Source organism: Streptomyces sp. NPDC016845 (genome assembly GCF_044332585.1).
Taxonomy (GTDB): Bacteria; Actinomycetota; Actinomycetes; order Streptomycetales; family Streptomycetaceae; genus Streptomyces.
In genome coordinates this window covers 111,224-125,981 of record NZ_JBIRPI010000013.1, presented here as the reverse complement: position 1 = coordinate 125,981, position 14,758 = coordinate 111,224, and the positions used below count along the sequence as shown (strand labels likewise).

The window sequence follows — 14,758 nt, the reverse complement described above, 5'->3', positions numbered from 1 at the left end:
CACCTGACAACCTGCACCGATAGCCTGGTGGTGCAGGTGTTGCAGCAGGTGATGGGGAGCGCGCGTATGGGTCTGGTACTGCCGAGCATCATCGACGAGGCGCTCGACCTCATCGGGGTCAGCTGGCCCAATGTCGACGAGGACGACTACTTCGAGATGGCGACGTCCATGCGGGACTTCGCCGACCAGTTCGAGGGCCACGGCGGTGATGCGGACAAGGCGGTGAACCGCATCCTGTCCTCGTCCGAGGGCTGGGCCGTCGAGTCCATGCAGAAGCACTGGTCGCATGTGAAGACCGGGCACCTGGACAAGATCCCCGAGGTGGCGCGGCTGTTCGCGACGGCCTGTGACGGTGTCGGGGAGATCATCCGTGGTCTGAAGGTGAAGGCGGGCGTGGAGCTCGGCATCCTCGCCGGCACCATCGTCGCCGAACTCGCCGCCGCCCCCTTCACCCTGGGCCTCTCCGCCGCGGTGGCCGCCGGTGAGATCGCGCTGATGCGCACCATCGTGAAGCGGCTCATCGACGAGGCGGTCGAGCAGATCGTCGACGCGCTGATCACGAAGGTCACCGAGCCCGTCACCGGCAAACTCGCCGAACTCGTCTCGGACATGACGCTCGATCTGGCCGAGGGCGCCTTCAACCCCGGTGACAAGCCGGGCGGCATGCACCTGGCGTCCGCGGGCGACGAGGCCGGTGGCTCCGGGTCCGGTGGCGCGGGCAAGAGGACGGTCATCGACCACCTCGAGTTCGAGGACGGCGCGGGCAAGGTCTCCCGGCACGGCAGCGACATGGGCAGCCAGTCGAACGTCCACCTCGCCAGCGGGCGCAGCTCCTTCGGGAAGACCAAGGGCAAGGACTCGATGACCGAGCCCTTCGACGCCATTCTCGAGGGCGCGATCGACGGCCTGGAGAAGGCGTCGCTGAAGGTGACCAAACACGTCACCGACACCGTCCCGGACCGGGTGAAGGCCGCCTCCAAGCACCAGAAGCGCAAGGACCGCGACATCGGCGACGAGGCCGACAGGGTCGACGTCAAGCGGGTCAAGCGCGACGGTGACACGCCCATGTACCTGCTCAGCGACGACGGCTCGATCCGCCAGCTCCACCACGACGGCACGACCAGCCCGGTCCGCTCCAACGACACCTCCGGCGTCAACGACGTACTCGGCGACAAGGCCTGGTACCCGTGGAACAACAAGGGCAAGGGCAACAAGCAGCGCACGAACAGGAACAAGGACAACAAGGACAAGAAGGTCACCTCGACGAAGGTGGCGCCCGGCTCCACCGAGCTGGCCCGCGCCTCCCAGCTCGGCCGGTACGCCAACCGCAAGGACCCCAACGTCGAGTACGTCGCCGGCGGCAACTACGCCTCGGCCATGTACGACGACGGGAAGGGGAAGAAGTTCATCCTCGTCGGCGCCAGCGGCAGGTCGCACTCGGAACGCTCCATCGGGCACCCGCTCGTGAAGAAGGAGCACGAGAAACATGTGGGAGAGCTCTACACGGAGCGCGAGCCGTGCCAGAAGAACCCCAAGTGCGACAAGTATCTGGCGCAGGAGTTCCCCGAGGACCTCAAGGTCACCCACAGTCAGAAGTACGACCAGAACGAGAAGGACGACACCGGCAAGGACCTGAGCGGTCACAAGAGGGACCGCGAGCACAAGGCCTATGTCAAGTGGCTGCACCAGCAGTGGGACACGCACGGTGTCGGCGGCGGACGCACTGATACGGTGATGGACCTTTCGCCCAAGGACAACAAGTTCGTCCCCTGATCCCCCGCCGAGTCCGGAGTTCCCGCAGTGCTTTTCGACGTCACCCGCAGCGAACTCGCCGAGATCTTCGGCGAGGACCGCCTCGCGACCCTGCCCGCCACCGCCTTCCCGCCCGCGGCCGCGGACACCGAGGGGGCCCGTCTCCTGCAGACCGTCGGCGCCCCCACCGGGACGCTCCTGCTGCGCGAGCCCGAGGACGCATCCGGCACGCTGCCCCTCGTCCAGGACGTCGTCGAGCTCGACGACTTCGAGGACGTGCCGGAGGGCGCGGGGGAGTGGCCCGTCATCGGCTGGCTGCTCAACGCCCACCTCGCCCTCGACCCCGTCTCGGGCACGGTGTACGCCGTCGACGCCGACGAGGAGACCGTGCAGGAACTGCACACGGACGTCTCCTCGCTCGTCCAGGTCACCGCCCGGTTCCAGCGGCTCCTCGCGGAGTTCGCCTTCAGCGGCGACGAGGACGAGGAGGACGCCGACTTCGAGCGCCTCGAGGGCGAGGTGGAGCGGATCACCGAGGAGACCACCGACGTCGACCCGCTCCCGTTCCAGGACGACGAGACGGTCTGGTCGGTGGTGGGCGAGGAGATCGCCGCGGGCCAGCGGTTCGTGCAGGGCAGCCCGGGGGCGCGCTCGCTGTACGGGTGATCGCCCTTTCTCAGAGGGCGGTGGCGAACCAGAGGGTCGCCGCCGTGAGGACGATCAGTCCGATGTTGAGCGCGATCCGCCGGTCCTCACCGGTCAGGTGTACGGCGATCGCGCCCGCCTGGAGGACGACGAGTCCGGCGGCCGCGGCCACCGCGAGCGCGGGCAGGATGCCCGTCAGCGGCGGCAGGACCAGGCCGACGGCGCCGAGTATCTCGACGGCGCCGAGGGCTCTCAGCGCGGGCAGCGGTGTGCGGTCGACCCAGGCCATCATCGGCCGGAGCCGACCGCGGCTGCGGATCACTTTCAGGGCGCCCGCGTAGAGGTAGAAGAGGGCCAGCAGCCCCGCGAGGATCCAGTAGGCGATGTTCATGGTTTCCGTTCAGGTTCCCGTGCAGGTCTTCTTTCAGGTGTGATCGGTGGCGGGCTCGGTCGCGTAGCGGCTCATGGCGTCGACGTTGTCCCGCGGAGTCAGCGGCCGGCCGTCGGCCAGCACCTGCTGAAGGTCCCGGAAGTACTGCACGTACAGGTCCGGGGTGAAGGTGCTCAGCATGACCGCGGGCCGGTCCGTCGGGTTGGCGAACGTGTGCGGGGCGCCGGGCGGCACCATCACGAGCGTGCCCGCGGTGGCGTCGTGGTCCTCGTCGCCGACGGTGAACCGTACGGTGCCGGAGAGGATGTAGAAGCCCTCGTCGTGCCGGGCGTGGCGGTGCTGCGGAGGCCCCTCGGTGTGCGGGGCGAGGACGGACTCGGCGATGGCGAGCCGGTGCCCGGTGCGGCTGCCGTCCTCCAGGATCCGCATGCGGGTGGCGCCCAGGACGAGGGTCTCGCCCTCGCCGGGCCGGACCACGGACACGCCGTCCGGCCTCCCGTGACCCGCTTGCCGCGCGCCGCTCTTCGCTTCTTCTTCTGTCATGCCCACGAGTTCAGCTCGGGGTCACCGCAACTGTCCAAGACCGGTCTGGCCACCCCGATACCGCGTGGGTATCGTTGCAGCGTGGAGCTACGGACCCTGCGCTACTTCCTGGCCGTCGCCGAAGAACTCCACTTCGGGCGGGCCGCCAACCGGCTGCACATGAGCCAGCCGCCGCTGAGCCGGGCGATCAAACAGCTGGAGGCGGAGGTCGGGGCCCCGCTCTTCGTCCGTTCCCCTACGGGCGCCACGCTCACCTCGGTGGGCACCGTCCTCCTGCACGAGGCGCGGGCTTTGCTCGACCACGCCGAACGCGTCCGGACCCGGGTGAGTGCGGCGGCCGGCGCCTCGACCCTCACCGTCGGCATCCTCGGCGACACCACGGACCCGGGGGTGGCCAGGCTGGCCGCCGCCTTCCGGCGGATCCACCCCGGCGTCGACATCCGTATCCGCGACGCCGAACTGACGGACCCGACCTGCGGACTGCGCGCCCACCTGGTCGACGTCGCCCTGACACGGGCCCCCTTCGACGAGACCGCCCTGACGGTACGGGCCCTGCGGGACGACCCTGTCGGCGTGGTCCTGCGCGCCGACGACCCACTGGCCCGCCGCGCCACACTGCACCTGGCCGAACTGCGCGAACGCCGCTGGTTCCAGTTCCCGAAGGACACCGACCCCGTCTGGCAGTCGTACTGGAACGCCGGCCGCCCGCGCGAGGGCCCCGTCGTGCGCGCCGTGCAGGAATGCCTCCAGGCGGTGCTCTGGAACGGCACGATCGGCCTGGCCCCGCTCGGCCACGAGCTGCCCGCGGAGTTCGCCCTCGTACCACTGGTGGACATGGAGCCGAGCCGGGTGGTGGCGGCGTGGAACGAGAACGACCACAACCCCCTCATTCGCTCGTTCGTGGAGACGGCCGTCGCGGCGTATTAGGGCGGGGGCGGCGAACCGGCAGGCGCGGACGGCCGGTTGTCAGTGGCGCCTTCTACATTGACGTCATGGAGACCGACGAGCAGAGCCTGGCAGCGGCCTGGCAGCGGACGACCGCACGGCACGCCCTTCTCACCGATGTCGCGCTGCCGCCCCTGGCGGAGTCGGACGACGAGCTGGACGAATGGGCCGAGAGCGCCGAGGAGACGGGGGACGACCGCCTGTTCCTGATGCTGGACGAGGAAGGGACGGTGCACGGCCGCCTCGGCGCCTACCACGAGCGTTTCGCCACCCGCGACCTCGACGAGGTGGTGTACCTGATCGCCGAGGCCGCGATGCGGCAGCGTGCGGACGGCCTCGCGGAAGCGGCGGACCTGCTGGACCGGATCGATCCGGCGTGGGGCAGACGGTTCCGCGGTCGCGGCCCGGAGGAGACCGGGACGGCCGGGGTGTGCGGGCGCGATCCGCTGGAAGGACTGGCCTGGGCGGCCACGCCCTGGCGCGAGCAGGACCCGTACACGCACCTCGCCTTCTTCCGCGCGGCGCCCGGACAGCGTGTGGACGCCGAGAAGCTGGCCCTGGTGTACGGGGCGGACCCCGCGCAGGTCGCGGGCGGCACCCGGCTGCGGGACCTCAAGGCCGCCGACGACGGCCGGACCTACTGGGACCGCCAGTGGAAGAGCTGCTGCTTCGGCGAGGCGGGCGGATGGACCTACCTGCTCCACCACGACACGCCCCCGGGCGGCTTCGCCGACCAGGAGGCGTACGCGGCGCTCGGGATCAGGGAACAGGTGTGGCTGTCCGCCACCATGGCGAAGGCCATCTACACCTTCGACTACATACGGGACGGTCACCGCGTCGGCGACGGTGACGGGGGGACGCTCGAGCTGAGTCCGTACGAGCGCGGGTACGCGCTCCACCCACGCGGCGGTGAACTGGAGTTCCTGAACCGCGCCGTGCGCCGCGCCGAGCTGGACCACCCCGAACTCACCGACGACTTCCAGCTGTACTTCCACGCCCTGGAGGACGCCCTCGGCCTGCGGCTGCCGCGCCAGGAGTTCGCGGAGGGGGAGGTGCGGGCCGCGTACTGGGCCGGGGGCGTCGCGGAGCAGTGAGGCGTGGATCAGTGAGGTGCGACGCCCGACAGCTCGTTGCTGCTCTTCGGCAGGGTGACCGACGCGAGCTTCTCGCCGGAGTCCAGGTCGATCGCGTGCACCTTCTTCGTGCTCGGCTCCGAGACGTACGCGGTGTGGTCGCGGACGAAGAGGTTGGGCCGGGTCTGCTGCCAGTCCAGCGGCTCCTGCCAGGCACCCACCGCCGGGATCTTCTTCACCTTCTTGCCGCTCGCCGGGTCGATGACGTGGATGGCGCCGTCCGTGCCGAGGACGAGCGCCTCGCCCTGCGGGCCGCGCGCCAGTGACCGGAACGAGTAGCTGGCGCCCAGATCGACAAGGCGCAGCGTGCCCTTCTCGGTGTCGATCAGGGAGACCCGGGTCGGCCGTTCCAGCTCCGCATCCGGGTCGGTCTTGTAGTCGCCGAGCAGGACGGGGGAGATGTCGCTGCCGGCCTGGTTGCCTATGCGGCCGTAAGCGTCGGGGGCGTCGACCTTGGTGAACTCGCCGTCCTTGTAGACGAGGACGCCGTCCTCGCAGCCGACGGCGACGGCCTCGCCCTCGGCCGCGGCCTCGCCGTGGACGCCGGGGCACGTCTCGTTTCGGGCGATCTCCTTGTCGTTCTTGTCCAGGACGAGGGCGCCGGTGCGCTTCTCCTCCGTACCGAGGGTGGTGAGGAGTTCGCCGTTCTTCAGCTCGATGGCGACGCCGTGATGCGCCTCGGCGGAGGTGTACGTACGCCCTTCGGGCTTCTTGCCCGAAGGGAGATCCGCGGGGTCGAAGACGTTCACCTGGCCGGTGCCGTCCGTGAAGAGCACCGTCTTGCCCGCGTGACGCACGACGTGGCCGGGCTTGGCGCCCTTGTACTCGATGTCCGTGAGCTTCTGGCCCGCGGCGTCCAGGACGCGGAAGCCGCTGTCGGTGGAGACGATCACATGGTCCGCGTCGCCGGCGGGGTTGACGCGGTTGTACCCGGCGAGCTCGATCGTGCTGGTCCGCTTCAGGGTCTTGCCGTCCAGGATGTACAGGCCGCCGTCGAACGTGGCGACCACCGGGTCCGACACCTCGGCCGCGGGTGCGGCACGACCCGCACTCCTCTTCGCGGAGCCGGGGGAGCCGGGGGAGTCGGGCGAGTCGGCGGAGCCCTGCGCTCCGCAAGCGGTGAGCGCGGTGGCGACGGCCAGGGTGAGCGCCGTGGCGGTGACCGCCGTGCCGGTGCGGTTCCGTCGGCGTATGGAGGTGTTCATAGGTGTGTTCGTTCCTTTCCGGGCCGCGTGGTCGCGGCACGTCACGTGTGAAGGGGGGCGAGCAGGTTCAGGTGAGGCCGTCGGTCATCGCCTTGGTGTTGGCGCGCATCATCCGCAGATAGGTGTCCGCACCCTCGCCCTTCGCGGTCAGCGATTCGGAGTACAGCTCGACGACCCGCACCCGGCCGCCGAGTTCGGCGCGGAGCACCTCGGCGAGCCGTTTGGGCTGGGAGGAGTCCGCGAACACGGTCCGCACACCCGCCTTCTCCATCGCCCGGGTGAGGGAGAGCAGGTCGGACGAGCTGGGCGAGGCGAGGGTGGTGCCGTTGGGCACGACGGCGCCGATCACGCGGAGGCCGAAGCGGTCGGCGAGGTAACCGAAGACGTGGTGGTTGGTGACCAGGGCGCGGTGCTCCTGCGGTACGGCGTCGAAGGAACGCTCCATCCAGTCGGTGAGCTTCGCGAGGCTGTCGTCGTAGCGCTCGGCGTTGGCACGGATCGCGGCGCGGTCGACGCCGTCGACATGCTCGATGATCCGGTCGGCGATCAGTGCGGTCGCCTCGCGTACGCGGCCGGGGTCCGTCCAGAAGTGCGGGTCGGGCTGTCCCGCGTCGTCCTGCGGTCCCCCGTCCGCGCTCGTGCGGAACATGAGCGGGTCGACCGCCTCGCCCACCGCCAAGGTGGCCACACCCGACTGGCGGGCGGTGTCCACGTGCCGCTGTACGTTCTCCTCCAGGCCGAGCCCGTTGTGCACGACGAGGTCGGCGTGTTCCAACTCGGCGGCCTGGACGGCCGAGAGACCGAAGGAGTGCGGGTCCGCGTTGGGTTTCATCAGAACGGTGACGTCGGCCTCGGCCCCGGCTATCCGCCGGGTGATGTCCCCGAGGATGTTGGTCGTGACGACGATCCGCGGGTGATGCCCGCCGCCGGTGCCGCACGCCGTGGCGGACACGGCGACGACGGCCAGGGTGAGCAGGCCGAGCGCCAGGGCGCGCAGCCGTGCCGCCCCCCACCCGGACGCGCTTCCTCGCCTCCGCGCGGCTCATCGGCCGGTCTCCGCCATGAGGACCGGATCGATGTCCAGGTCGAAGGAGCGCGCGACGCGCAGCGCGTCGTTGTAGTCCACTTCGTGCACGCGCCGCCCGTCGGGGTCGTTGACGTACGCGCGACTGCGGTCGACCTCGATCACCGGTCGTTCGGTGCCGGTACGGGCCTGACGGCCGGGTGTGACCAGTTGTTTCGTGCGGGCGGTCCGCTCGCCGGTGGTGATGTCGTAGCCGTGCAGGGCTCCGTCACCCTCCAGGACGAGCAACGGGGCCCCTTCACCCGCGGTGTTGGCGGCGACGACCGTGCCGGTCCGCACCCGGGTCCAGCTCCGCTCGCCGACATCGAGGACCCAGACCGCGCGGGGCCCGGCCGTCGCCGTGAGGGTGTCGCTGCCGGAACGGTGCCGGAAGGCGGTGGCCCGCTCCGCGGCCGGGACCTTCCCGGGGTACGGGATCATCTCGGCGGTGAAGGCCCCGCCCTTCTCCCGGACGAGCAGGGCTCCTTCCGCGCAGCCGAACACGACCCCGCGCCGGGTGAGGGCGTCGCCCTGCGGCTGGGAACACGTATGAGCGCCGTCAGGTGTGGCGAGACGTTCGCCGTCGCGGTCGAGGAGGACGAGTCCGGCCGTGTCTTTGTCTTTGTCCTTGCCTTTGTCCTTGTCGTCGTCCTTGTCTTCGTCGGTACGTGTGAGGGCGACGAGGTGTTCGGAGTACGGCACGACGGCGCCCTGATAGCGGCCCGGCAGCGTCCGGGTGGAGGTGATCGAGCCCTGGTCCAGCGCGGTGCGGTCGTAGAGAACGGCGCGTCCGTCCTTGCCGGTGGCCGCCGTCACGGCGGCGTCGCTGCGCACCTCCGCGGCGTCCCTGCCGGGGAGTTCGCCGATGTCACGTATCGCGGCACGGTAGTAGTGCACGTGGTCCCCGTGGTCGACCAGCCAGGAGCCGCTGTCGAGCACGTGTGTCGTCCGGGACGTGTACAGGTAGCCGAAGCGTCCGTCCGTGCCGAGCCGCAGCGCCCCTTCGGTCCGCCCGGTACGGGTCACCTTGCCGGTGATGAGATCGAGGACCCGGGTCTCGCCGCTGCCGGGTTCGTTCAGTACGAGTCGGGCTTGCTGCTCAGCGGCTTCCTTCGCGCCTTCCACGTATCCGTGCGGGCGGGGTGTCGCGGTACCGGCGGCCGGCCGGGAGTCGTCGCCGTCCCCGGTACCGCAACCGGTGACGAGCAGAGCGGTGAGGGCGAGGGCGAGAGCGGTCGAGGTCTGTAGGGCGCGCGTACGCGCGGTGTGCTTGCTTCGGACGGTCAAGAAGATCGCCTCGGATTTCGTTCGGTCACAGTCGGGTGCGGGGCGGCGTCGGCGGTCGGGCGTGGACGGCGGTGCCGTAGGCCCGATGCGACGTGGGAGAGGAAGAAGAGGCTCACGGCGAGCGCCGAGACCGTTGCCCCGGCGGCGGTGCCCAGGTGCCAGGACAGGAGCAGGCCGCCGAACGTGGCGGCGACCCCGGTCAGCGCCGCGAGCCCCATGACGCCCTGCACGCTGCGCGCCCAGGGCAGGGCGGCGGCGGGCGGGGCGATGAGCAGGCCGAGGACCAGCAGCGTTCCGACGATGTGGAACGAGGCGACGATCGCCAGGCCCAGCAGACCGAGCAGCACGGCGTGGGCGAGGCGCGGTCGCAGCCCGAGCGTGCGGGCCTTGCGCGGGTCGAACGCCAGGGCCAGGAAGGCCCGGTGGCCGAGGACCGACACCACCAGGGCCACGAGGAGCGCCCCCGCGAGCAGCAACAGATCCTGCTCGCGGACGGCGAGCACGTCACCGAAGAGGAATCCGGTCAGGTCGACGGCGAACGACTGCGACCGCGACACGATGATCACGCCGAGCGAGAGCATGCCGACGAACAGCAGCCCGATCCCGGTGTCCTGGGACAGTCTCGGCGCCCGCCCGAGCGCCGAGACCCCGGCCGTCATGACGGCAGCGCTCGCCACCGCTCCGATCAGCAGGTTCCCGCCGAACAGCGCGGCCAGCGCCACACCTGGCAGCAGCCCGTGGGACATGGCGTCCCCGAGGAAGGCCATGCCTCTGAGCACCACCCAGGTGCCGGCCAGTGCGCAGATCGCGGACACGAGGATCCCGCCCCACAGGGCGCGCTGCACAAATGTCACTTCGAATGGGGTCGTCAACCAGTCCACGGCGAGGACACTACAATGAAAATCATGTTCAAAAAACCCACTGCCCCGCCCGCGCCACCCTCCTCCCGCCCGGACCCCGCCCTCCGTGTCCACGTGACCGGCCTGTGTACGGGCTACCCGGGCCGTCCGGTGCTCCAGCAACTCAGCGCGGACATACCGAAGTTCGCGATGACCGCTCTCGTCGGCCCGAACGGCAGCGGCAAATCGACGCTGCTCGGAGTTCTGGCCGGTGTGATCCGTCCGACATCCGGAACGGTCCGCCACGAAGGCGGACGGCCGCCCGGCTTCGTACCGCAACGCGCGGCCGTCGCCGACGCCTTGCCCCTGACCGTGCGGCAGACGGTCGAGATGGGGCGCTGGGCCGAGCGCGGCCCCTGGCGCCGGCTGACCCGTCGGGACCGCGCCATGGTGGACGCCGCCCTCGACCGACTGGGCATCGGCGACCTGGCCGCACGCCAGCTGGGCGAAGTCTCCGGCGGCCAGCGCCAACGCGCCCTCATCGCCCAGGGCTTGGCACAGGAATCGGACCTGCTGCTCCTGGACGAACCGACGACGGGCCTGGACCCTCAGGCCAGAGAGCTGATCGGGACACTCCTCGCGCATCTCGTGACCGACGGCGTGACCATCGTCCAAGCCACCCACGACCTGACAGCCGCCCGCCTCGCGGACACCTGTCTCCTCCTCCACGACGGCCACCTCGCGGGCGCGGGCCGCCCCGAGGACGTCCTCACGGACACGGCGCTGGCCCTCGTCCGGCAGCCGGTCCGAACGGGGTCATGAGCCCGACACGTTTGCCGAACCGGCAACGTCGCTCCTGAAATCCGCCGTCGTCACCCCATGATCGGCACACAGCCGGGCCCCGCCCCCACGTGAGCCGAGGAGTGACCATGTCGCCGCGCATGCCGTCCGCCGATCTCCACCACCGCACCGTCGAGGGCCCCGCAGGGCGTCTGCACCTGGTGGAGCAGGGCAGCGGACCGCTGGTCCTGCTCGTGCACGGATTCCCCGAGTCCTGGTACTCCTGGCGTCACCAGCTCCCGGCCCTCGCCGCGGCGGGGTACCGGGCCGTGGCGATCGACGTGCGGGGTTACGGCCGTTCCTCCAGGCCGGAGGCGACGCACGCGTACCGCATGCTCGACCTGGCGCAGGACAACGTCGCCGTGGTGCGCGCACTCGGTGCGGAGTCCGCGGTGATCGTCGGGCACGACTGGGGAGCGAACATCGCGGCGACCTCCGCGCTGCTCCATCCCGAGGTCTTCAGCGCCGTGGGCCTGCTGAGCGTCCCCTACGCGCCTCCCGGCGGCCCGCGTCCCACGGAGGTCTTCGCGCAGATGGGAGGGGGCCAGGAGTTCTACGTCTCGTACTTCCAGGAGCCGGGCCGGGCGGAGGCGGAGATGGAGCCCGACGTGCGGGGCTGGCTCGCCGGTTTCTACGCGGCGCTGTCGGCCGACACCATGCCGGGCCCGGGCGAGCCCGATCCGCACTTCGTGGACCGCGACGGCGGGCGGCTGCGCGACCGCTTCCCGAGCGGTCGGCTGCCCGCGTGGCTGAGCGAGGAGGATCTCGACACCTACGCGGGGGAGTTCGAGCGCACCGGCATGACCGGGGCGCTCAACCGCTACCGCGCCATGGACCGCGACTGGGAGGACCTCGCCCAGTACGCCGGCGCCCCGGTCGAGCAGCCGTCCCTCTTCGTCGGCGGCGCCCTCGACGCCTCCACGACCTGGATGGCCGACGCGATCGACGCCTACCCCGCCACCCTCCCCGGCCTCGTCTCCTCCCGCATCCTGGACGGGTGCGGCCACTGGATCCAGCAGGAACGCCCCGACGAGGTCAACCGGCTGCTCACCGACTGGCTCGGCTCGCTGTAAGGCTCCGGTCCAGCAAGGGCAGCAGGCGTTCCCAGTGCCGTTGCAGCCCGGAGGCGCTGAACGCGTCCGTGTCGGACATCGTGAAGCCATGGACGGTGCCGGGGTAGATCTCGGAGGTGTGCTCCACACCTGCCGCGTCCAACGCCCGGTCGAGCTCGGTGAGCGCCTCAGGTGTCAGGTCGCTCTCGGCGTGACCGAAGTGGACCCGGGCCGTGAGCAGGGAGAGAAGCCCGGGCCCGTCGGCGGCCACGGGCGCGTGGAACGCGGCGACGGCGGCCACCCGGTCGGCATGGGCCGCGGCGGTCCGCACCGCCAGGAGTCCGCCGAAGCAGTAACCGGTCACCGCGACCGGGCCCGCGCCCACCTCCGGCTGGGCGGTCAGGAAGTCGAGGTAGGCGCCGGCGTCGCTCAGGGTGCGTTCGCGGGTGTGTGCCTCGATCAAGGGCATCAGCCGGGCCATGACGTGCGGGCGGGCGTCCTCCCCGATGTACGCGGGGAGTTCGGCGACCGGGGCCGGACCGTGCCGGTGGAAGACGTTGGGCACGAGTACGTAGTACCCGTGTCCGGCCAGTTCACCGGCCATGTCGCGCAGGACGGGCCGGATGCCGAAGCCGTCCGGGTACATCAGCACGCCGGGGTGGCGCCCGCCCCCGTCGGGGAACGCGGCGAACGCGTGGGCCCGGCCGTCGGCGGTGGGGATGTGCAGCGTCTTGAAGGGCATCGGTTCTCCTGTTGCGGTCGATGTGTGCATACGTGTCGTACGGCCTGTACGAGTCATACGTGTCATCGACGCGGAGGCGGATCCCGTGCGGCGGCGCTCAGCGGAGCACCGGGTCGCCGATCCGTGAGTGGCGCGAGGCCGTCCCGGTTTTCATGCCGCACAACATAGTCCACGGAAACGGATAGGGCACAGGTGAGAGTGCGGGCACGTGTGCGTCCTCAAGTAACGTGCACCCGCAGGTACTTGACCGATCGTTCTCGATAGCTCTAGGGTCCTCGTCATGGCCAGGACCAAGGAATTCGATCCGGACGCCGCGCTGCAGTCGGCCCTCGAGCTGTTCTGGCGCCGCGGCTACGAAGCGACGTCGGTGGCCGACCTCGTCGAGCACCTCGGTATCGGCCGCGCCAGCCTGTACGCGACCTTCGGGACCAAGCGCGAGCTGTACCTGAAGGCGCTGGACCGGTACGCCGAGTCGCGCGACCCGCTCCTGCTCGCCGAACTGTCCCAGCCGGGCCCGGCGCTGCCCGCGGTGCGAGCGGTGGTGCGGCGTTTCGCGGCGGAGGCGGCCTCCCCTGACAAGCGGCTGAACGGCTGCTTCATCACCAACACCGCGGCCGAACTCGCCCCGCACGACCCCGCGGCCGCGCGCAAGGTCGAGCTCAGCTGGGAGCACATCGAGACGCCGCTGCACTCCGCACTCGTACGGGCGCAGGCGCAAGGGGAGTTGGCGGAGAAGCGCGATCCGCGTGCGCTGGCGCGCATGCTGCTCGTCCTGTTGCAGGGCGTACGCGTCGTCGGCAAGGCGTCCGACGACCCCGCCCGGGTGCGGGACGCGGCCGAGCAGGCGCTGTCGCTCCTCGACTGAGGCACCCGTGTGGAACGAGCCGCCCGGCCCCTTTTCGCGTGCCCGAATAATGGATCGAACGGTCAAAAAAGCAGGGGGAGACATGACCACCGGAGACGTGACCGGTGCCGAGAACACGGAGGCCACCGCCGCGCATCGGCGATCCGCCTTCGTTCTCCTCGGCAGCGTCCAGGCCACACTCATCTTCACGCTCGCCGCGATCGTCGTACCCCTCCCGCACATCGGACGCGAACTCGGCGCGCAGCGAGGGGACTTGCTGCTCCTCAGCGCCGCCTACGGGCTGCCCTTCGCGGGACTGCTGCTCCTCGGCGGCCGCCTCGCCGACCGGTACGGCGGGCGGCGCACCCTCACCGCCGGACTCGCCCTCTTCGCCGCCGCCTCGGCCGCCGCCCCGCTCGCCTCCGGCCTCGGCGCCCTGCTCACCGCACGCTTCGCACAGGGCGCGGGCGCCGCCCTGGTCGCCCCGGCCGCCATGGCCGTACTGCGCGCCGTCCACGTTTCTCCCGCCGCGTACGGCAGGGCGATGGCCACGTGGGGCGGGCTCTCGGTGCTCGGGGCGACCGCGGGCAACCTGCTGTCCGGGGTGATCACGGCCGCGCTGTCCTGGCGCTGGACCTTCGCCGTACCGCTCGTGGTGGCGCTCGCGGCCCTCGCGCTCGCACCCCGGCTGTTGCCGGACACCGCGCCGGACCGCGGCCGGACGCTCGACCTGCCGGGCGCGCTGCTCGCCACCGCCGGCATCACCCTCGCCAGCTACGGGCTCGTCGTCACCGACGACCGGCCGTGGACGTCGGCGAATGTGCTCGCGCCGCTGCTCGGCGGGGCCGCGCTGCTCGTCGCGTTCTGGTCGGTCGAGCAACGCGCCCGCGACCCGCTCCTTCCGCCCCGCTTCCTGCTCGTACGGCGGCGGGTCCTCGCGCTCGCGGCCATCGCGCTCAGCGCCTGCGCGACCGCGCTCACCTTCGTGGTGCTCTCCCTGCACCTGCAAGAGGCGCGCAACTGGTCGGAGTTGCGCGTCTCCGCCGCCTTCGTCCCCTTCGCCGTCGCGCTGCTCGCCTCAGGCCGGGCGGCAGCGCCGCTCATCGGCCGGTACGGGGCGACAGCCGTCACGGCCGCCGGGCTGGGCGCGGGCGCGGCGGGGCTCGTCCTCCTCGCGTGCACCGGGCTCGACGCGCAGGCGCCGTACGCGTACGCGCTGCTGCCCGGCCTGGTGCTGCTGCCGGCCGGGGCCGCCGCCTCCTTCGCGGGGGCCGCGGTGCTGGCGAGCGAGGGTGTGCCGCGGCGGGAGTCGGGGCTCGCGGGCGGTGTGCTGAACACGGCGATGGAATGCGGGCCGACCGTCCTCTTCGCCGTACTGCTCTCGCTCGGCGGCGACGCGTCGTCCCTCGCCGCGACGGGAGCGGCCCTCGCCGCCGCGGCCGTCGTGATCCACCGTGCCGGCCGGTAAGCCCTCGAC

Annotated in this window: 15 protein-coding genes; 8 read left to right on the top strand and 7 right to left on the bottom strand. The window is 71.2% G+C overall.

Translation table 11 applies throughout. The annotated features are described in order from the left end of the window. Positions 1–66 precede the first annotated feature (66 nt). Both ACH4RC_RS27385 and ACH4RC_RS27380 read left to right on the top strand, forming a co-directional pair. Positions 67–1,773: a nucleic acid/nucleotide deaminase domain-containing protein gene (locus ACH4RC_RS27385; RefSeq protein ID WP_398205663.1), complete on the top strand. Its 1,707-nt coding sequence runs from the start codon at positions 67–69 to the stop codon at positions 1,771–1,773. Positions 1,774–1,800: 27 nt separating this feature from the next. Further along, positions 1,801–2,418, top strand: a complete 618-nt coding sequence (locus ACH4RC_RS27380) for an SUKH-4 family immunity protein (protein ID WP_398205661.1) — start codon at positions 1,801–1,803, stop codon at positions 2,416–2,418. Between the two features lie 10 nt (positions 2,419–2,428). Here the strand turns inward: ACH4RC_RS27380 and ACH4RC_RS27375 are convergent, their stop codons facing one another. Both ACH4RC_RS27375 and ACH4RC_RS27370 read right to left on the bottom strand, forming a co-directional pair. After that, positions 2,429–2,788: a DoxX family protein gene (locus ACH4RC_RS27375; protein WP_398205659.1), complete on the bottom strand. Its 360-nt coding sequence runs from the start codon at positions 2,786–2,788 to the stop codon at positions 2,429–2,431. A gap of 33 nt (positions 2,789–2,821) precedes the next feature. Beyond that, positions 2,822–3,331 carry a cupin domain-containing protein gene (locus ACH4RC_RS27370; protein WP_398205657.1) on the bottom strand — a complete coding sequence of 170 codons (510 nt, stop codon included), beginning with the start codon at positions 3,329–3,331 and terminating at the stop codon, positions 2,822–2,824. A gap of 81 nt (positions 3,332–3,412) precedes the next feature. Here ACH4RC_RS27370 and ACH4RC_RS27365 point away from each other — a divergent pair, with 81 nt between their 5' ends. Both ACH4RC_RS27365 and ACH4RC_RS27360 read left to right on the top strand, forming a co-directional pair. Continuing rightward, positions 3,413–4,258, top strand: coding sequence for a LysR substrate-binding domain-containing protein (locus ACH4RC_RS27365; protein ID WP_398205656.1), 846 nt, complete (start codon positions 3,413–3,415; stop codon positions 4,256–4,258). A gap of 65 nt (positions 4,259–4,323) precedes the next feature. After that, positions 4,324–5,370 carry a hypothetical protein gene (locus ACH4RC_RS27360; RefSeq protein ID WP_398205655.1) on the top strand — a complete coding sequence of 349 codons (1,047 nt, stop codon included), beginning with the start codon at positions 4,324–4,326 and terminating at the stop codon, positions 5,368–5,370. Between the two features lie 8 nt (positions 5,371–5,378). Here the strand turns inward: ACH4RC_RS27360 and aztD are convergent, their stop codons facing one another. The 4 genes from aztD to aztB form a co-directional block, all read right to left on the bottom strand. Further along, positions 5,379–6,614, bottom strand: coding sequence for a zinc metallochaperone AztD (gene aztD, locus ACH4RC_RS27355; RefSeq protein ID WP_398205653.1), 1,236 nt, complete (start codon positions 6,612–6,614; stop codon positions 5,379–5,381). A 67-nt stretch (positions 6,615–6,681) separates the two neighbouring features. Then, complete coding sequence (aztC, locus tag ACH4RC_RS27350; protein WP_398205652.1) at positions 6,682–7,566, bottom strand: zinc ABC transporter substrate-binding protein AztC; 885 nt, start codon at positions 7,564–7,566, stop codon at positions 6,682–6,684. A 90-nt stretch (positions 7,567–7,656) separates the two neighbouring features. After that, positions 7,657–8,964: a hypothetical protein gene (locus ACH4RC_RS27345; RefSeq protein WP_398205650.1), complete on the bottom strand. Its 1,308-nt coding sequence runs from the start codon at positions 8,962–8,964 to the stop codon at positions 7,657–7,659. Continuing rightward, complete coding sequence (gene aztB / locus ACH4RC_RS27340; RefSeq protein WP_398205649.1) at positions 8,961–9,845, bottom strand: zinc ABC transporter permease AztB; 885 nt, start codon at positions 9,843–9,845, stop codon at positions 8,961–8,963. Before aztB ends, ACH4RC_RS27345 begins: the two co-directional genes overlap by 4 nt. 15 nt (positions 9,846–9,860) lie before the next feature. On the opposite strand from aztB, the gene aztA reads away from it, so the two are divergent. Then, on the top strand, positions 9,861–10,625 hold the full coding sequence (aztA, locus tag ACH4RC_RS27335; RefSeq protein ID WP_398205648.1) for a zinc ABC transporter ATP-binding protein AztA: 765 nt from the start codon (positions 9,861–9,863) through the stop codon (positions 10,623–10,625). A gap of 107 nt (positions 10,626–10,732) precedes the next feature. Beyond that, entirely contained in the window at positions 10,733–11,716 is a 984-nt protein-coding gene (locus ACH4RC_RS27330; RefSeq protein ID WP_398205647.1) for an alpha/beta fold hydrolase, read from the top strand. Here ACH4RC_RS27330 and ACH4RC_RS27325 read toward each other — a convergent pair. Further along, the gene (locus ACH4RC_RS27325; protein ID WP_398205645.1) at positions 11,691–12,437 is read right to left on the bottom strand and encodes a dienelactone hydrolase family protein; all 747 of its coding nucleotides are present in this window, start codon (positions 12,435–12,437) and stop codon (positions 11,691–11,693) included. The genes ACH4RC_RS27330 and ACH4RC_RS27325 overlap by 26 nt on opposite strands. Positions 12,438–12,717: 280 nt before the next feature. Between ACH4RC_RS27325 and ACH4RC_RS27320 the strand changes: the two genes are divergently transcribed. Both ACH4RC_RS27320 and ACH4RC_RS27315 read left to right on the top strand, forming a co-directional pair. Next, the gene (locus ACH4RC_RS27320; RefSeq protein ID WP_398205643.1) at positions 12,718–13,302 is read left to right on the top strand and encodes a TetR/AcrR family transcriptional regulator; all 585 of its coding nucleotides are present in this window, start codon (positions 12,718–12,720) and stop codon (positions 13,300–13,302) included. An 82-nt stretch (positions 13,303–13,384) separates the two neighbouring features. Then, the gene (locus ACH4RC_RS27315) at positions 13,385–14,749 is read left to right on the top strand and encodes an MFS transporter (RefSeq protein ID WP_398205641.1); all 1,365 of its coding nucleotides are present in this window, start codon (positions 13,385–13,387) and stop codon (positions 14,747–14,749) included. Positions 14,750–14,758 lie beyond the last annotated feature (9 nt).